Annotated in this window: 21 protein-coding genes; 17 read left to right on the top strand and 4 right to left on the bottom strand. The window is 67.6% G+C overall.

Annotated features, from left to right (window positions below; all coding sequences use genetic code 11):
* Window positions 1-117: 117 nt before the first annotated feature.
* Window positions 118-906, bottom strand: coding sequence for a S1 family peptidase (locus JAO75_RS12395; protein WP_199049452.1), 789 nt, complete (start codon window positions 904-906; stop codon window positions 118-120).
* A gap of 79 nt (window positions 907-985) precedes the next feature.
* Window positions 986-1,732 carry a S1 family peptidase gene (locus tag JAO75_RS12390; protein WP_199049451.1) on the bottom strand — a complete coding sequence of 249 codons (747 nt, stop codon included), beginning with the start codon at window positions 1,730-1,732 and terminating at the stop codon, window positions 986-988.
* Between the two features lie 25 nt (window positions 1,733-1,757).
* On the opposite strand from JAO75_RS12390, the gene JAO75_RS12385 reads away from it, so the two are divergent.
* From JAO75_RS12385 to JAO75_RS12360, 6 genes are all read left to right on the top strand, one after another.
* Window positions 1,758-2,324, top strand: coding sequence for a head-tail connector protein (locus JAO75_RS12385; RefSeq protein WP_199049450.1), 567 nt, complete (start codon window positions 1,758-1,760; stop codon window positions 2,322-2,324).
* A gap of 15 nt (window positions 2,325-2,339) precedes the next feature.
* A complete protein-coding gene (locus JAO75_RS12380; protein WP_199049449.1) occupies window positions 2,340-2,675 on the top strand; it encodes a phage head closure protein in 336 nt (111 codons plus the stop codon).
* Window positions 2,672-3,085, top strand: coding sequence for a DUF3168 domain-containing protein (locus JAO75_RS12375; protein ID WP_199049448.1), 414 nt, complete (start codon window positions 2,672-2,674; stop codon window positions 3,083-3,085). The genes JAO75_RS12380 and JAO75_RS12375 overlap by 4 nt, the downstream gene beginning before the upstream one ends.
* Before the next feature lie 174 nt (window positions 3,086-3,259).
* A complete protein-coding gene (locus JAO75_RS12370) occupies window positions 3,260-3,670 on the top strand; it encodes a phage major tail protein, TP901-1 family (protein ID WP_199049447.1) in 411 nt (136 codons plus the stop codon).
* An 8-nt stretch (window positions 3,671-3,678) separates the two neighbouring features.
* Window positions 3,679-4,062 (top strand): gene transfer agent family protein, encoded by a 384-nt coding sequence (locus JAO75_RS12365; protein ID WP_199049446.1) that lies wholly within the window; start codon window positions 3,679-3,681, stop codon window positions 4,060-4,062.
* Complete coding sequence (locus JAO75_RS12360; RefSeq protein ID WP_246742477.1) at window positions 4,034-4,222, top strand: phage tail assembly chaperone; 189 nt, start codon at window positions 4,034-4,036, stop codon at window positions 4,220-4,222. The genes JAO75_RS12365 and JAO75_RS12360 overlap by 29 nt, the downstream gene beginning before the upstream one ends.
* Window positions 4,223-4,311: 89 nt before the next feature.
* On the opposite strand, the gene JAO75_RS12355 is transcribed toward JAO75_RS12360, so the two are convergent.
* A complete protein-coding gene (locus JAO75_RS12355) occupies window positions 4,312-4,671 on the bottom strand; it encodes a hypothetical protein (RefSeq protein ID WP_199049562.1) in 360 nt (119 codons plus the stop codon).
* Between JAO75_RS12355 and JAO75_RS12350 the strand changes: the two genes are divergently transcribed.
* Window positions 4,604-5,275, top strand: a complete 672-nt coding sequence (locus JAO75_RS12350; RefSeq protein ID WP_425523180.1) for a phage tail tape measure protein — start codon at window positions 4,604-4,606, stop codon at window positions 5,273-5,275. The genes JAO75_RS12355 and JAO75_RS12350 overlap by 68 nt on opposite strands.
* Before the next feature lie 6 nt (window positions 5,276-5,281).
* Here the strand turns inward: JAO75_RS12350 and JAO75_RS12345 are convergent, their stop codons facing one another.
* Window positions 5,282-5,527: an HP1242/YdcH family protein gene (locus JAO75_RS12345; protein WP_199049445.1), complete on the bottom strand. Its 246-nt coding sequence runs from the start codon at window positions 5,525-5,527 to the stop codon at window positions 5,282-5,284.
* Between the two features lie 82 nt (window positions 5,528-5,609).
* Between JAO75_RS12345 and JAO75_RS12340 the strand changes: the two genes are divergently transcribed.
* From JAO75_RS12340 to JAO75_RS12295, 10 genes are all read left to right on the top strand, one after another.
* Window positions 5,610-6,248 (top strand): DUF2460 domain-containing protein, encoded by a 639-nt coding sequence (locus JAO75_RS12340; RefSeq protein ID WP_199049444.1) that lies wholly within the window; start codon window positions 5,610-5,612, stop codon window positions 6,246-6,248.
* A gap of 398 nt (window positions 6,249-6,646) precedes the next feature.
* Complete coding sequence (locus JAO75_RS12335) at window positions 6,647-7,537, top strand: DUF2163 domain-containing protein (RefSeq protein WP_199049443.1); 891 nt, start codon at window positions 6,647-6,649, stop codon at window positions 7,535-7,537.
* A 194-nt stretch (window positions 7,538-7,731) separates the two neighbouring features.
* Window positions 7,732-8,160, top strand: a complete 429-nt coding sequence (locus JAO75_RS12330; protein ID WP_199049442.1) for an NlpC/P60 family protein — start codon at window positions 7,732-7,734, stop codon at window positions 8,158-8,160.
* A complete protein-coding gene (locus JAO75_RS12325; RefSeq protein WP_199049441.1) occupies window positions 8,160-12,017 on the top strand; it encodes a baseplate multidomain protein megatron in 3,858 nt (1,285 codons plus the stop codon). Before JAO75_RS12330 ends, JAO75_RS12325 begins: the two co-directional genes overlap by 1 nt.
* Before the next feature lie 294 nt (window positions 12,018-12,311).
* Window positions 12,312-13,850 carry a DUF2793 domain-containing protein gene (locus JAO75_RS12320; RefSeq protein WP_199049440.1) on the top strand — a complete coding sequence of 513 codons (1,539 nt, stop codon included), beginning with the start codon at window positions 12,312-12,314 and terminating at the stop codon, window positions 13,848-13,850.
* Window positions 13,851-13,858: 8 nt separating this feature from the next.
* Complete coding sequence (locus JAO75_RS12315) at window positions 13,859-14,401, top strand: glycosyl hydrolase 108 family protein (RefSeq protein WP_199049439.1); 543 nt, start codon at window positions 13,859-13,861, stop codon at window positions 14,399-14,401.
* 1 nt (window position 14,402) lies between these two features.
* Window positions 14,403-14,624 carry a hypothetical protein gene (locus JAO75_RS12310; RefSeq protein WP_199049438.1) on the top strand — a complete coding sequence of 74 codons (222 nt, stop codon included), beginning with the start codon at window positions 14,403-14,405 and terminating at the stop codon, window positions 14,622-14,624.
* Window positions 14,625-14,821: 197 nt separating this feature from the next.
* The gene (locus JAO75_RS12305) at window positions 14,822-15,022 is read left to right on the top strand and encodes a PepSY domain-containing protein (protein ID WP_199049437.1); all 201 of its coding nucleotides are present in this window, start codon (window positions 14,822-14,824) and stop codon (window positions 15,020-15,022) included.
* A 14-nt stretch (window positions 15,023-15,036) separates the two neighbouring features.
* On the top strand, window positions 15,037-15,714 hold the full coding sequence (locus JAO75_RS12300; RefSeq protein ID WP_199049436.1) for a response regulator: 678 nt from the start codon (window positions 15,037-15,039) through the stop codon (window positions 15,712-15,714).
* Window positions 15,711-17,108 carry an ATP-binding protein gene (locus JAO75_RS12295; protein WP_199049435.1) on the top strand — a complete coding sequence of 466 codons (1,398 nt, stop codon included), beginning with the start codon at window positions 15,711-15,713 and terminating at the stop codon, window positions 17,106-17,108. The genes JAO75_RS12300 and JAO75_RS12295 overlap by 4 nt, the downstream gene beginning before the upstream one ends.
* Window positions 17,109-17,147 lie beyond the last annotated feature (39 nt).

Raw genomic sequence — 17,147 nt, 5'->3', positions numbered from 1 at the left:
CCACGCCTTTGCGCGGTGTAAGACGTGGATGGCCGGGACGAGCCCGGCCATGACGCAGAGAGTGTCACTCTCGCAAATGCGGTGAGAAAAGGGTGCGCTCATACGTTGTGGGCGGGATCAATTCCTCGCCCACACGCCGTTGAGGCTCTGCATGCTGCTCACGATCCAGCGCAGGTGCTCCACCACGGGCGTCACGGCCGTGAGGCCGCCGCAGGCGCTGGGCGTGCGGGTGCGCAGCGCTCCGCTCGACCAGCTCGTGATGCCGTAGAGCTGGTAGCCGCTCGGCGTCGCGGCGAGGATCGGTCCGCCGGAATCGCCGCGGCAGGCGCCGGCCCCCTCCGTCTCAGCAAGCCGGACCCGGTCGGCGACGATCAGGACCCGGTTCGCCACCTCGATGGAGCCGAGCGAGACGAGGTTGGTCTGGCGCAGCTTGCGGGCCGTGCCCCTGGCGCGCTCCGAGAGCACGCCGTAGCCGGCAATCGTCACCTGATCGCCCACATCGATGCGGCCTGCCTGGGTGGGGTCGAGGGGGAGGAAGTCGCGGCCGATGGGGCGGTCGAGTTTGACCACCGCCAGATCGACGCCCGGCTGGGTGCGCGGCGTGGTGCCGGGCACGAAGGTCGGATGGATGGCGAGCGCAGCGACGTTGAAGCGCTGGGGCCTCAGGGCCCGGTTGAGCGCGGTGACGCGATAGGCGGCGCGGTCGATGACGCAATGCGCCGCCGTCAGCACGAGATCGGGCCCGACGAGCACGCCGGAGCAGAGCTCGCCGAAGGAGTTTTCGATGGAGACCACCGAGCGGCGCAATCCGTTCGGATCCCGCGAGTTGGCGCCCTTCAGGATGGCCCAGGCGGGGCTTGCGACGAGGGTGAAGGCAGCAAGGGCGAGGATCGGCAATGCGCGCATGGATTGATGATGCCGTGAAGGTGTGACTTTGTAAGGCAAGACCTCGGCTGCGAGGATAGTTCCGTTACATTATGAATTTCTAAACCCCGTTGCCGCTCCACAACGCATCGCGGTTCCAGCCCTTGAGAACACGGTCGATCCACGCGCGCTGCGGCCCCACGAGAATGCCCTGGGTCAGGCCTCCGCAGCTACGGCCTTTCGCAGGCGATGACCAACTCGTGATCGCCGCGACCGCCGTTCCGGAGGCCATCGGGCCGCCGGAATCGCCCTGGCAGGCGCTCGCCGTGCCGGAGCCTTCGGCCCAGAGCAGGATTCGGCTCGGGCCATAGGGCTCGACGGCCGTGAGGGACGCGATGCGGAAGGTGCCGGTGCTCTTCGCGTCGCCGTCGCGGGCAAGGCCGTAGCCGCCGACGGTCACGAAGGTGTTCTCGGGCACCTTCGCGGCGCTGAGGGTCGCCCGCTCGAACCGCGCGGGCAGGGGCTCGGGGATGCGGACGAGCGCGAGATCGATGGAGCGCTGGCGCGTCTCGATGGCCTTCGCGTTGTAGCCGGGATGCACGGTCTTGGCAGTGGGCACGATCAGCACGGGCTCGCCCGCCTCGTCGCGGAAATGCACCCGGTGCTCGGCGGCGCCCGTGACGCAATGGGCGGCGGTGAGCACCACGTCGGGCGCCAGCACCACGGCGCTGCACACGCCGCCGTTCGAACTCAACACCATCACGCTCTGGCGCGACAGCGGCCCCTCATCGGGCTGGCCGCCGACGATGGCGTGCGCGCCCGTCGCCGGCAGCGACAGCGCGAGACAGAGCGTGATCAGACGTTTCATGACAGCACGAGGATCCTTTGTTCCGATGATTCCCATATTCGTCAGCGGCCCCGCCGTCGAGCCCGTCAGCCTCATCGAGATGAAGGCCTATCTGCGCGTCGACGAGGACGACGCCGCGCAGGATGACCTGATTTCGGGCCTCATCAAGGCGGCCCGGCTCACGATCGAGGCGGTCTCCCGCCGAATTCTCATCGAGCAAAGCTGGCGCGTGGTGCTCGACCGCTGGCCGCGGGAACGCGTGCTCCTGCTGCCGCTCTCACCCCTGATCGCCGTGGACGCGATCAGGCTCACGGACGCCTCGGGCGCCGTGACCGAACTGCCGGAGGAGGCCTTCGATGCGGATGGCTTAAGCGACCCGCCCCGCATCGCCGTCTTCGGTGCGCCGGAGCCGGGGAAGCCGCGCAACGGCATCTCGGTGGAGCTGCGCGCCGGCTATGGATCCACCGCGGAAGCGGTGCCCGCGACCCTGAAGCTCGCCATCCGCATCCTCGTAGCGCACTGGTTCGAACATCGCGGCGACGTGGTGGGCGAGCAGATCCTCCCGCCCGAGGCCCTCGCCCTCGTCGCCCCCTTCCAGCGGGCGCGGCCTTAATCGTCGAGATTCGTCATGACATCGAAATCCATTCCCATCGGCGCGCGTTCGCGCCGGTTCGTGCTCGAACTGCCGCTGGAGCGGCCCGACGGGTTCGGCGGCGTCATCCGCTCCTATGCGCAGGGGCCTCAGGTGTGGGGCGCCATCGAGATGCTCTCAGGCCATGAGCGCGTGCGCGCCGACCGGCCGGAGCAGAGCCTCACCCACCGCATTACCCTGCGCTACCGCGAGGGCGTGACCGGCGCCATGCGGCTCACCTCCGGGCTGCGCCGCTTCGCTATCCGGGCGGCCTCCGATCCCGACGGGGCGAAGCGCGATCTCGTCTGCCTCGTCGAGGAGGTGAGGGCATGACCAGCCCGGTGCTGTCCTTGCGCCGCGCGATCATCGACGCGGCATCCGCCGATGCGGAGCTGCGTGCTCTGATGGGCGGAACCTTGCGCCTCTACGACGAGCCGCCGCGCGGGGCCGAGCCGGTCTACGCGCTGTTCGGCGACGTGAGGGCCGAGGACTGGTCCACCGACCTCGACCGCGGCCACGCGCAGAGCGTGGACATCGTGATCTGGTCGGAGAAAGGCGGCGCACGCACGGCCCTGATGGCTGCCGACCGCTTCTTCGCGATCCTCGACGATGCGCCGCTCGTTCTCGACGGCCACCGCCTCGTCAACCTGCGCGTCACCGAACTCGCCTCCGCCCGCGACAAGGATTCCGGCCTCGCCCGCGTCACCCTGCGCCTGCGCGCGGTGACCGAGGTGGCAGGATAAGGCTCTTTTCTCCATCCGGTGCGTTCCCGGCCGGAGCGTAGCGGAGGGGAAGGGAATCCATAGCACTGAGCGTGAGAGTGGATCCCCTTCCCGCACTTCGTGCGCCGGGGATGACACGGCACTTCCATTGCCCTCTGCCGCGAACAGCTTCATCAATTAAACAAAGGACATCCCATGCCTGCTCAGAAGGGCAAGGATCTGCTCATCAAGATCAGCGACGGAGGCAATGCCTTCGTCACCGTGGCGGGCCTGCGCACGCGCCAGATCGCCTTCAATGCGGAGACCGTGGACGTGACTCATTCCGAATCCGCCGGGCGGTGGCGCGAGCTTCTCGCCGGCGTCGGCGTGCGCCGCGCCGCGATCTCCGGCTCCGGCGTGTTCAAGGACGAAGCGTCGGACGCGCGCATGCGCCAGGTCTTCTTCGACGGCGACATTCTGGCCTACCAGATCGTCATTCCCGATTTCGGCCGCATCGACGGGCCGTTCCAGATCACGAGCCTCGAATACCGCGGCGACCATGCGGGCGAGGTGACGTTCGAAATGGCGTTCGAATCCGCCGGTGCGCTCGCCTTCGTGGCGATATAGGAGGCACCATGGCCAACAGACGACGGGGCGAGGTGGCGCTGCAGCTCGGCGACACGCGCTATACGCTCTGCCTCACGCTCGGCGCGCTCGCGGAGCTGGAGGATGCCTTCGGGGTGCAGGATCTCAACGCGCTCACGGAACGCTTCGGCGCCGGGCGCGTCTCGAGCCGCGACCTGCTCACGCTGCTCGGCGTCGCGCTGCGCGGCGGCGGTCAAACGTTGAACGACGCGGAGGTGGCGAACCTGCCGCTGCACGAGGGCATCGAGCCCGTGGCCGCGGCGCTGGCCGATCTTCTCCTCATGACCTTCGGCGGAGGCGAGGCACCGCCAAACCCTCCGGCATCCCAGGAGGCGGGCGCGAGCCATGCGCCTTCCCCTGGGACGACGCGCTGACGCTGGATTGAGCATCCTGCGGTGGAGCCCGGAACCCTTCTGGCGCGCGACGCCGCGCGAGCTGATGGCGGTTTGGAGTGGGTTGCACGACGGGCGAAGCGCTGAGCCGGCGCTGAGCGAGGATCTCAGGCGGTTGATGGAAGCGTTTCCGGATCAATGAATGTGGATTGTGAGCTCAACACCCTCAGAGGCCTCTCCTCGAGAAGACATGGCATAGCGTGCGTTTGGAACTCGATTGGATGCTCATGACTATGGCCGAGTAAGTTGGTCAGTTGTCCCAAGGTAGCGAGCGCCTTTCGCTTCCATGCAGAGCACAAAGATTTTCCGCCAGTTTTCTCCAGCCGTGACGCTGTTCTTGGCCTGGATTGCAGCCTTTTCAGCCTCCAGTTCGCACTCTGCTTCGGCTCGCGAATACTGCTGTTGAGACAAGCCTTGTCGTTTGAAAACAAAATCTGGCCTTGCCGACGTGTTGCAGCCGGTAAGGAGCGCAAGCGGAAACACAAGAGATAGAAGAGGATACATCTTGGCTGATGATAACCAAGTGTCCAAAGACAAATCTCCGAAATCAGAGATTGATAAGGATAGAGAACGCCAGCTCAACACGCTCATCGGCCTCTCCGGACGGTTCGGTGAATCCCTGTCCAATGCCTTCGCCAAGAACATCTCGGAAGGCAAGAAATTTGATAACGTTCTAAAGGATGTGCGCAAGACGTTCACAGAATTCGCGCTGAAGTCGGAGATGGCTCCACTACAGATGGCGCTCGGTCGTGGCTTGCAAACACTGATGGCAGGTTTGTTCGGCAATGCGCTGCCGATGGGGCCCGATCTGTCAGGTGCAGGGCAAAGCCTGAGCGGCGGGCTGTCGTCTCTCCTCGGCTCCCTGTTCGGCGCCGGCGGTCCCGCTCTGGCTAAGGGTGGCGTGCTCTCCCGTGGGATGCTGATGCCCTTCGCCAAGGGCGGGGTGGTCGGTGCGCCGACTTACTTCCCGCTCGGACGCGGGCTCGGCCTCATGGGCGAGCAGGGAGCCGAGGCCGTGATGCCGCTGGCGCGCGGGTCGGACGGGCGGCTCGGCGTGCGCGGCGGCGGGGGAGGGCGGCCGGTCTCGGTGACCGTGAACGTCACGACCCCGGATGCGGACAGCTTCCGCCGCTCCGAGGCGCAGGTTTCCGCCGCGCTCGCCCGGGCGGTTGCGCGCGGCCAGCGCGGGATGTGAGGGCGATCAGGCGTCGGTGCCCTCGAGCATGGCCATGATCTCGTCCTTGATCTGCAGGCGGCGGCGCTTCAGCTCCTCCTCGACCTCCTCGGGCTTCGGCTCCACCCGGGTCTCGATGCGGTGGATGGTGCGGTTCAGCTCGTCGTACTCGTCATAGAGCCGCGCGAAGCGATTGTTGCTCGTCTTCAGCTGGTGGATCCGGTCGACCTTGTCCGGGAAATCCTGCGCGAGGTCGTTGGGAGCATTGCTCATCGCCGGCCGCCTCCGTGTTGACTGCGTTCGTGACGTCAACGCCACCCCGGTTCTTTCGTTTCACCCCTATCCAGGATCCACCATGGCCTCAGATTTCCACGAGGTCCGCTTTCCCCTCGATGTCAGCCTCGGCAGCCGGGGCGGGCCCGTGCGGCGGACCGATATCGTCACGCTCGCGTCCGGCCGCGAGCACCGCAACAGCCGCTGGGCCGGCTCGCGCCGCCGCTACGATGCGGGCTTAGGCGTCAGGACCGTCGATGCCCTGCACACGGTGATCGCGTTCTTCGAGGAGCGGCGCGGCAGGCTCTACGGCTTCCGCTTCCGCGACCGGACCGACTGGCGCTCCGGCCCGCCCTCCCGCGAGCCGACGCCGCTCGACCAGCGCATCGGCACGGGCAATGGAGCGGAACGGAACTTTCAGCTGGTGAAGGCCTACGGCGCCGCCTTCGCACCCTACAGCCGCAGCATCGCCAAGCCCGTCGGCGGGACGGTGCGGGTGGCGCTGAACGGCGTGGAGCAGGCGGTGGGTGCGCAGTTCACCTGCGATCCGGCCACGGGCCTCGTGACCTTCGCGGCCGCGCCGCCTGCGGGCGCCGTCATCACGGCGGGCTTTGCTTTCGACGTGCCGGTGCGCTTCGACACCGACGAACTCGACATCGACCTCTCCACCTTCGACGCCGGCGGCATCCCGCAGATCCCGTTGATCGAGATCGTTCCTTAGATGCAAGACGCTGTCATCCCCGGCGAGCCGTAGGCGAGGGAAGGGGATCCATAGCGCCGAGTGTGTAAGTGGATTCCCTTCCCCTCCGCTGCGCTCCGGCCGGGAATGACACCCTTCTGGTCCTGACACCCTCCTCGTCATCCCCGGACTTGGTCCGGGGATCCACGTCTTTCTATCCGCTTCTCCAGCCTCATCCTGAGGAGCAGACGTCAGGCTGCGTCTCGAAGGATCGTCCAGCGCGCACCGGAGCCTCCTTCGAGACGGATTGCTCACGCAATCCTCCTCAGGATGAGGCTGGAGGGAGACCGAACGGGTTGAAGGCGTGGATGGCCGGGCCGAGCCCGGCCATGACGACGAAAGCAAGGCGACAGGCATCACAACACCATTCGAGCACAACCATGCGCACCATCCCTGAAAACCTTGCTGCCCATCTCACCGATGGAGCCACCACGTTGTGCCATTGCTGGCGGCTCATCCGGCGCGACGGCACCGCCTTCGGCTTCACCGATCACGACCGCGACATCTCCTTCGGCGGCACCATCTATGCAGCGCGCTCGGGGTTGGAAGCAGCCGAAGCGAGTGCCGAGCTGGGCTTTGCGGTCGGCGGCGGCGAGGTGGCCGGCGCGCTCGTCTCGGCAGGGCTGACCGAGGACGACATCTCCTCCGGCCTCTACGATGACGCGAGCGTGGAAACCTGGCTCGTGAACTGGAGCAATGTGGAGGAGCGCGTGCTCCTCGACATCGGCTCCATCGGCGAGATCCGCCGCGCCGACGGCAGCTTCGTGGCCGAGGTGCGGGGCCTCATGCACCGCTTCGACGAGGAGCGTGGGCGCCTGTTCCGCGCCACCTGCTCAGCCGATCTCGGCGATGTACAGTGCGGTGTGAACCTCACCGCGTCAACGTATGCCGACACCGGCACGGTGACGCGCACCGACGGTGCGCTGACCATCGCCGCCTCCGGCATAGGCTTTGCGGACGGCTGGTGCAATGCCGGCAAGCTCACCTGGCTCACCGGCGACAATGCGGGCGTCGCGGTGGAGGTCAAGGTGCATCGCGCGTTGAGCGGCACGGACGAGTTTGATCTCTGGCAGCGTGCGCCGCAACCGATCCAAGTCGGCGACACGTTCCAGGTCACGGCGGGCTGCGACAAGACCCACGGAATGTGCCGCAGGAAGTTCGACAACGTCGCGAATTTCCGCGGCTTCCCACACATGCCCGGCAACGACTTCATCATCCGTATGCCGCAGCAGGGTGAGCCGGGGCTGGATGGCGGGAGCTTTTTCAGGTGAAGCCGTTCTTATCCTTCCCTTGAGGGGGAGGGTCGACGCCCTTCAGGGCGGCGGGGTGGGGTGGCAGCGCGCCCTTGCCCGAGCAGACTCGGACTCAACGCACAGCCCATCATCCCTGTTGCGCCTTTCACCCCACCCCGGCTCTTCGAGCCGACCCTCCCCCTCGAGGGGAGGGTGCTGCCGCGAGCATTCTCATGCCCACACCTCACCTCATCCTCGCCGAGGCCCGGTCCTGGATCGGCACGCCTTATCGCCACCAGGCCTCGCTGAAGGGCGTCGGCTGCGACTGCCTCGGGCTGCTGCGCGGCGTGTGGCGCGGTGTCATGGGGGCCGAGCCCGAGCTGCCGCCGCCGTATTCGCCCGATTGGGCCGAGGCCGGGGCGGATACGCTGGTGGCTGCCGCGCGAAAGCATCTCGTGGAGATCGAGCCCACGCAGTTCGCTCCCGGCGACGTGCTGCTCTTCCGCTGGCGCGAGACCATGCCGGCCAAGCACTGCGCCATCGCCACATCTGACGACACCATGATCCACGCCCATGACGGCGCTGCGGTCGCGGAAGTCGCGTTTCGGCCCTGGTGGCGGCGTCACCTGTCCCATGCCTTTCGTTTTCCGGATGCACCCTGATGGCCACCATCGTTCTTCAAACCGTCGGCTCCGTCGTTGGCGGCATGGTCGGCGGGCCGATCGGCGCCATGGCGGGGCGTGCGCTCGGGGCGCTCGCGGGCGCCGCCATCGACAATGCGCTCTTCTCCGGCAGCGACACCAAATACGTCGAGGGCCCGCGCCTCAAGGACATCGACGGGCTCACCTCCACGGAGGGCGCGCCGATCCCGCGGGTCTATGGCCGGGCGCGCATCGGCGGCCAGCTCATCTGGGCGACGCGCCTGGAGGAGGTGGTGAACAGCGATACCGACCGGGGCAGTCAGGGCGGCAAGGGCACGGGCGGGCCGAAGACCGTTACCACCACCTATTCCTATTTCGCCAATCTCGCGGTCGGCCTGTGCGAGGGGCGCATCGGGTTCATCCGGCGCGTGTGGGCCGATGGGCGCGAGTTGGATCTCAGCACGCTCACCATGCGCGTGCACAAGGGCAGCGAGACGCAAAGCCCGGATCCGCTCATCGTCGCCAAGGAGGGCGCGGATCATGCGCCGGCCTATCGCGGGCTGGCCTATGTGGTGTTCGAGCGCCTGCCGCTCGCCGATTTCGGCCACCGCGTGCCGCAATTCTCCTTCGAGGTGATCCGGCCCGTCGACGGGCTCAACCGCATGGTCCGCGCCGTGTGCCTCATCCCCGGCGCGAGCGAGTTCGGCTACGACACCAAGCCCGTGATGCAGGTGCTCGACCTCGGCAAGACGAAGGCAGAGAACCGGCACCAGCTGCAACGCGCCGCCGACGTGTCGGCCTCCCTCGATGCGTTGGAGGCCTTGTGCCCGAACCTCAAGCGGGTGTCCCTCGTGGTGAGCTGGTTCGGCGACGATCTGCGCGCCGGCTCATGCCTCGTCGAGCCGCGTGTGGACGTGACGACGAAAACCACCGACGGCGCCGCCTGGTCGGTGGCCGGGTTGACGCGGGAAGACGCGAAGGCGGTCTCGCTCGTGAAGGGAACGCCCGCCTATGGCGGCACGCCGTCCGACGAGAGCGTGATCCGGCTGATCCGCAATCTGAAGGATCGCGGCCTCGAGGTGGTGCTCTATCCCTTCGTGATGATGGACGTGCCTGCCGGCAACAGCCTGCCGGATCCCTATGGCGGCACCGGCCAGCCCGCCTATCCCTGGCGCGGGCGCATCACCTGCCATCCCGCGCCGGGCCAATCCGGTTCTCCCGACGGAACGAGTGCCGCCGCCAGCCAGGTGAATCTCTGGTTTACCCGGGCTGCGGGCTTCAACCGCATGGTGCTGCATTATGCGGCGCTCGCCGAGCAGGCGGGGGGCGTCGACGGCTTCATTCTCGGCAGCGAGCTCGTCGGCCTCACGCGGGTGCGCTCCGCCTCCGGCGTCTATCCTGCGGTCGCGCGGCTGCGGGAGCTTGCGCAGGATGTGCGTGCGGTCCTGCGCGCCTCCACGACAATCGTCTATGCGGCGGACTGGACGGAATACGGCGCTCATGTGCTGAACGGCGGCAGCGAGGTGCGCTTTCCCCTCGATCCCCTGTTCGCCAGCACCGCCATCGATGCGGTCGGCATCGATTACTACCCGCCGATCTCCGACTGGCGCGACGGTCCCGATCATGCGGATCTGGCGGCTGGGCGCAGCATCCATGATGTGGATTACCTGCGCGCGCGGCTCGGCAGCGGCGAGGCGTTCGACTGGTACTACGCCAGTGCCTCGCATCGCGCGGCCCAGACCCGCACGCCGATCACCGACGGCGCCTTCAACAAGCCCTGGGTCTTCCGCCAGAAGGATCTCGTGTCCTGGTGGTCCAACCGGCATGTGGAGCGCGTCGGCGGCGTCGAGACTGGCGCCACCGCATGGCAGCCGCAATCGAAGCCGATCTGGCTTACCGAGATCGGCGTGCCCGCCGTCGACAAGGGGCCAAACGGGCCGAACGTCTTTCCCGATCCGAAATCGTCGGAATCGGCCTATCCGCCATTCTCGCGCGGGGTGCGCGACGACCTCGTGCAGGCGCGCGGTCTCGAGGCCATCCTCTCGCGCTTCGATCCGGCGCAGCGCGGTTTTGCACCTGAGTACAATCCCGCCTCGCCGTCCTACAACGGGCGCATGGTGGACCCGGGCAATGTGTTCGTCTGGGCCTGGGATGCCAGGCCCTATCCGGCCTTTCCCGATTTCGATAGCGTGTGGTCGGACGGTGCCAACTGGGACACCGGCCACTGGATCACCGGCCGCATCGAGGGTGCGACCCTCGACCGCCTGATCGCGCGAGTCCTGCGCGATTTCGGCCTCCCCGATCCCGGCGTTCTTCCCGTCGACGGCTTCGTGGATGGTTACGTGATCGACCGGCCGATGTCCCTGCGCGGGGCGCTCGAGCCGCTGCTGCGCCTCTTCGGCGTGGATGCGGTGGCACGCGGCGGTACGATCGCCTGGCAGGGCAGGGGCGGCCGCGCCGTGCTGAACCTGACGAAGGACGATCTCGTGCTGAACGAGGAGGAGCCTTCGCTGCGCCTCACCCGCGCGCAGGAAACCGAATTGCCGCAGCAGGTGGAGGTGGGGTTCACGGAAGGCGACACGGATTACCGGCGCGCGGCTGTCGCGTCGCGTCGCCTGTCCGGATCGAGCCGCCGGGAGGCGCGGGCGGACAGCGCCGTCGTCACCCGCCGCGCCGAGGCCCAGCGCCTCGCCGATACCTGGCTGCAGGATCTGTGGGCGGGGCGCGAGGGCGCCGAGTTCGAGGTCTCGCCGCGCCGGATCGAGCTGGAGCCGGGCGACGTGATCGCCGTTCCCACCGATGCGGGGCCGAAGCTGCATCGTATCACGCGCATCGCCGATGGACCGACGCGCAAGGTCAGCACGCGCGCGGTGGAGCCGGCGGTGTTCGAGCGGCCGGGCTACGCGATTCCGCGTCCGGTGAAGCGCCCTCCGCCTGTGCCGGGGAAGCCTGTGGTTGTCGTGCTCGACCTGCCGGCGGCGCTCGGCGACCCCGTGCCGCTGCAATACATCGCGGTGGCGGCCGATCCCTGGCCCGGCGCCATGACGATCTGGCGCTCGGGGAACGGCGCGAGCTTCACGCCCTACCGCATCCTCGACCTGCCCGCCCTGATCGGCCGCACGAAGACCGCTCTGGCGTCCGGACCGCTCTGGCGCTGGGACGTGCACGCGACGCTCGACGTGGAAATTTCCACCGGCGCATTGAGCTCCATCGACGACGAGGCGGCCTTGGCCGGGCGCAACCTCTTCGCCTTGCGCGGCACCGATGGCCGCTGGGAGATCCTGTCCGCCGCGCGCGCCGAACTGATCGGGGAGCGCACCTATCGCCTGTCGCGCTTTTTGCGCGGGCTTGCGGGCAGCGAGCCGGAGGCCGGCCGCCTCGTGCCGGCCGGCGCCCTGATCGTGAAGCTCGACGAGGCGGTCGCGCCGCTTGCAACCAATCTCCAGGATCTCGGCCAGACATGGCGCTACAGGATCGGGCCGTCCGGGCGCGACCATGCAGATGCGTCCATGGCGGAGATCGCCGCGACCGTGGGGCGCGAGGCGCTGAAGCCCTTCAGCCCGGTGCACGTGACGGCGCGGCGCGAGCCCGGCGGCATTCGTCTCGATTGGATCCGCCGCACGCGCCGCAACGGCGATGGCTGGGAGGCTGTGGACGTGCCGCTCGCCGAGGACGCGGAGGCCTACGAGATCGATATTCTCAAAGATGGACAGCCGGTGCGGAGGCTCACGAGTGCGCAGCCTTCCGTCCTCTACACGGCCGCGCAGGAGATCGCCGATTTCGGCGATGTCCAATCCATGCTGGCTCTCGCCGTCGCGCAGATGAGCGCCGTTGCGGGGCGCGGCTTCGAGCGACGTGTCGTTATTGCCATCCGCTGAACGGCTGCATGATTTTCGCACTGACTAACGTTTGACCGGACGGTTGTCATTCCCGGCCGGAGCGTCAGCGGAGGGGAAGGGAATCCACCCGTATGCGCAACGCGATGGATCCCCTTCCCGCACTGCGTGCGCCGGGGATGACACCCAGCCCGTCATGGCCGGCCTCGTGCCGGCCATCCCGATCCGAAAACGCTGCGCTCTCCAAATCGAGATCACCGGCACGAGGCCGGTGATGACGTGAGTGGGTGTTGTCAGCGCATCCTTGTCCGTTTCCCTGTCGGAGCACACCCTTCCATGTCATCGACGCCCCATCTCGCCCTGCCGCTCATCGCAGCCGCGCAGGCGCAGAAGCATGTCACCCACAACGAGGCGCTCGCATCGCTCGATGCGCTCGTGCAGCTCGCCGTGAAGGAGCGCAACCGCACCGCGCCGCCGGCGGCGCCCGAGGAGGGCGACCGTTTCCTCGTTGGCGCGAATGGGACGGGCGCCTTTGCGGGGCAGGAGGGCCGGATCGCCCTGTTCGATCTCGGCCTCTGGCGTTTCTTCTCGCCGCGGGCGGGCTGGCGCGCTTACGTGGAGAACGAGGATCTTGTCGTTGTCTTCGACGGAGCCGAATGGAAGACCTTCGGCTCCGTGCCCGACGAGATCCATAACCTGCAGCGGCTCGGCATCGGCACGAATGCCGACGCCCTGAACCGGTTGTCGGCAAAGCTCAACGCTGCGCTGTTCGCGGCGCTGAACGCAGAGGAGGGCGGGAGCGGTGATCTGCGCTTCGTGCTCAACAAGAGTGCGGAGGCGAACGTTCTCTCGCAGCTCTACCAGCGCGGCTTCAGCGGGCGCGCAGAGACGGGCCTGATCGGCAACGACGATTTCAGTATCCGCGTCTCGCCCGATGGGGCCCAGTGGCGCGACGCCCTCATGATCGACCGACGCACCGGCATCGCGTCGTTCCCCGTGGGCCTCACCAACGCGCCGCGCCTCAATCTGCTCATCAATCCCGCGTTCATCGTGAACCAGCGCCGCTTCGCGGGCGGTTCGCTGGCCGAGGGTGTCTTCGGCTTCGACCGCTGGAAGGCCGGGCCTGGCGGCTGCACCGTCACGCGCGCGGCCGACGGCACGATCACCCTTGCGGGCGCTCTCGACCAAGTGGTCGATGCCGCGCAGGCGGCGGCGGAGTTCGGTGCCGGCAACCTTGCCGGCGCGACCCTGACGCTCTCGGTGGAGGATCCCTCGGCGGCCCTGCCGGTGCTCGTCGGCTCGAAGAGTGCCGTCATTCCGGCAGGCTCCGGCCGTCAGGCGGCGAGCGTGACCCTCGACGGCGCCGAAACCGGCAACATCACGGTGCGCCTGCAGCCAGAGGCTGCCTGCACCTTCAGGCGCGTGAAGCTGGAACTCGGCGCCCATGCCAGCCCCTGGAGCGCTCCATTGCCCGACATGGAGGAACTCCGCTGCCGCCGATATTTCCAGCGCCTCGCCACCACCGGCGGAGCGCCCTGCTTGCTCGGCTATGTCGGGCAGCGCGTCGGCATGAACATCATCGATGCCGTCTGCACTCTGCCGGTGCCGATGCGGGCCGATCCCACGCTCCTCACCAGCGGGTTCACCTGGCTGAACGCGCCGCCCTCCGGGAATCAGGTGGGCTTCTACAGCAACAGCAGCGCCGTCTGGTCCGCGCTGACGGGCGCCTTGACGGTGACGAGCGCAACGCCTCCGAGCGCGTCCTGCGTGGTTCTGCGCTTCCGCGCCGGCTCCTCCTTCACCGCCGCGGCCGGCGGCGTCGGCAACATCTACCTCGGACCCGATGCCTTCATCGCGCTTGAGGCGGAACTGTGAGACCGCCCGTGACCGCATCGCGCTTCGGGGAGGCCGTCGAGATTGTTCTGCAGCACGAAGGCGGCTTCGTGCATCACCCTGGCGATCCGGGCGGAGCGACCAAGTTCGGCATCACCCGCGAAACCCTGTCCCGGGCCAGGGGATATCCCGCCTCCGTCACGGACGTGCGGGAGCTGACCCGCGCGGAAGCGGTCGCCCTCTACCGCAGGCTCTACTGGGATGCCGTGCGCGCCGACGAGCTGCCGCCCGGTCTCGATCTCGCGGTCTTCGACCTGGCCGTGAATTCGGGCCCGGTCCGGGCCGTGCGGATGCTGCAGACCACGCTCGGCGTTCCCGCGGACGGGCTCATGGGGCCCGTGACCCTGAAGGCCGCAGGGGAAGCCGATCTCCCGCAAGCGATCCGTCGTCTCACCCGGGCCCGCCTCGGCTTTCTCGGCCGTCTCGCCGCCTGGCCCGTCTTCGGGCGCGGCTGGCGCCGGCGGGTCCTTGCCGTCGAGCAGGGGGCTCTGCGGCTTGCTTTCTCTTCACCCCCTCACTCCAGGAGTGTCTGACATGTTCGATACCAAGAATGTTCTGGCCAGCCGGACCGTTTGGTCCAACCTCATCGGGTTCGCCGCCCTCGTTCTCGGGCTGTTCGGCTTCGACGGCTCGGCGCTGGCAAGCGGCGCCGTCGAGGAGGCGCTGTTCCAGCTCGTCGCCGCCGGCAGCTTCATCGCCTCCACTGCCTTTCGGATCGTCGCCACGAAGCAGATCCTGAACAAGGAGGATTTTTAAGGGGATAGCGGTGGTTCATCCTTCCGAAACCGGCCCTATCTACATTCAGACTTCGTTCAGTGCGGTAAAGGCATGGTCACCTCATGCGTCTGGTTTGTCTGGTCATAGCGTTGTGGGGAATGGTGGGGGCTGCCCATGCGCAAAGCGCATCCGCAGCCCTCAGGAACTGCCTTCCGCAACGTGAGATGCAGGCTGCCGTGGCGTCCAAGGACGTCGTCACCCCGGCTTCCGCCGTGATGACGGCGCGCCGCCAGGTGCCGGGCGCCGACGTGGTCCGGGCCAGCCTCTGCCGCAGCAGCGATGCCCTTGTCTATGTGATCATGGCCTTGCAAAAGGACGGTCGCATCGTGCAAGTGATGATCGACGGCTCCTCCGGGCGCGTGAGATCGGTCAAGTAGAGAAAGCGAAAACCGTGCGCCTACTCGTTGTCGAGGACGACAGAACCCTCAATAAGCAGATCGTGACTGCCCTCGAGCAGGCTGGCTATGCGGTGGATGCCGCCATGGACGGCGAGGAGGGGCAATTCCTTGGGGAAACGGAGCCCTACGACGCCATCATCCTCGATCTCGGCCTGCCGAAGGTGGACGGCGTCACCGTGCTGACAGCCTGGCGCCGCGAGGGACGCAAGGTGCCCGTCATCATCCTCACGGCCCGCGACCGCTGGAGCGACAAGGTCCAGGGTTTCGATGCCGGCGCCGACGATTACGTAACGAAGCCTTTCCACATGGAGGAGCTTCTCGCCCGCGTGCGTGCCCTGCTGCGCCGCTCAGCCGGCCATGCCACCAGCGAGATCAGCTGCGGCCCCGTGAAGCTCGACACCCGCTCGGGCCGCGTGGCTGTCGACGGCAACCCGGTGAAGCTGACCTCGCACGAATACCGGCTGCTGTCCTACCTGATGCACCACACCGGCCGCATCGTCTCGCGCGGCGAGTTGACCGAGCATCTCTACGACCAGGATTTCGACCGGGACTCGAACACCATCGAGGTCTTCATCGGCAGGCTTCGCAAGAAGCTCGGGGTCGACATCATCCAGACCGTCCGGGGGCTGGGCTATCTCCTTGACGCGAGCCAGGCCCCGACCAAGACGTGACCAGTCTCGGCCCGCTCGTGAAACGCTTCGCCAGCCGGCCCATCGCGGTCCGCCTGGCGGTCTCTTCCGTGTTCTGGAGCTTCGTGATCCTGCTGATCGCGGGGCTGATCCTGTCGACCCTCTACCGGGAGAACACGGAACGGGCTTTCGACCAGCGCCTCCTGGTCTATGCCAACACGCTCGCGTCGAACCTCGTCGGGCCGGGCGATCCCGACCGGGACCTCGGCCCCATCGGCGATCCCCGGTTCGAGCTGCCCCTGTCGGGCTGGTACTGGCAGGTGGCGCGGCCCAACGCGGCGCCCGCCGAGATCCGCTCCTCGAAATCCCTGTTCGGCGGGCAATTGCCGAACCTTGCCGCGGGCGACGACCGCTTCGGCCAGATCCGCCCTGGCTATGGCCGGGCCCCCGACGACCGCTCCCTGCGCATCATCGAGCGCGACATCGACCTGGGCGAGGACGGACGTTACATCATCCGCGTGGCCGGACCGTCCGACGAGATCGAGGCGGCCGTGCGGGACTTCATCTTCGCCCTCACCGTCACGTTCGCCCTGCTCGGCACCGGGCTGGGATTCACCACGCTTCTCCAGATCCGCTTCGGCCTGCGGCCCCTGTCGAATCTCCGCAGCGCGCTGGGTGCCATCCGGCAGGGGGAGGCGGAGCGCATCGCGGGCGAATACCCGCGCGATATCTCTCCCCTGGCCAGTGAACTGAACCTGCTCCTCGACACCAACCGGGAGATCCTGGAGCGCGCCCGCACGCAAGTTGGCAACCTCGCCCATGCGCTCAAGACGCCCCTCAGCGTGATCATGAACGAGGCCGAGAACGCGCCCGAGGATGTGGCCGCCAAGGTCCGCGAGCAGGCGGCCCTCATGCGCGACCAGGTCAATTACTACCTCGACCGCGCCCGCGCGGCGGCGCTCGCCGGCACGCTCGGAACCCTGACGGAAGCCGAGCCCGTGATCGCAGGGTTGGCGCGCACCTTCGCGAAGATCTATCGCGACAAGGACCTGGAGGTGGAGCTCGCGATCCCGCCGGACCTGCGCTTTCGCGGGGAGAAGCAGGATCTCGAGGAAATGGCCGGCAACCTCATCGACAACGCGGCCAAATGGGCCGCGCGCAAGGTGGTCGTGGCGGTCGAGATCGTCCGCGACGACGACCGGCCGCGCTTCCGCCTGCTGATCGACGACGACGGGCCGGGCCTGCCCGAGGCCGCCAGGACCGAGATGCTCAAGCGCGGCCGGCGGCTCGACGAGACAAAGCCCGGCTCCGGCCTCGGCCTCTCCATTGTCAGCGATCTGGCGAGCCTCTATCGCGGCTCGCTCAGGCTCGACGCCTCGCCCATGGGAGGTCTGCGCGCGATCCTCGAACTCCCAGGGGACAGGAGTTCATCTTAAGGACATTTACGCGTGACACCGTGCCACCGTCGTGCTTCA

The sequence above is a fragment of the Microvirga splendida genome (assembly GCF_016427565.1).
Lineage (GTDB): Bacteria > Pseudomonadota > Alphaproteobacteria > Rhizobiales > Beijerinckiaceae > Microvirga > Microvirga splendida.
Note: the sequence above shows the minus strand (reverse complement) of the source record. Positions and strands in the feature narration are given on the sequence as shown.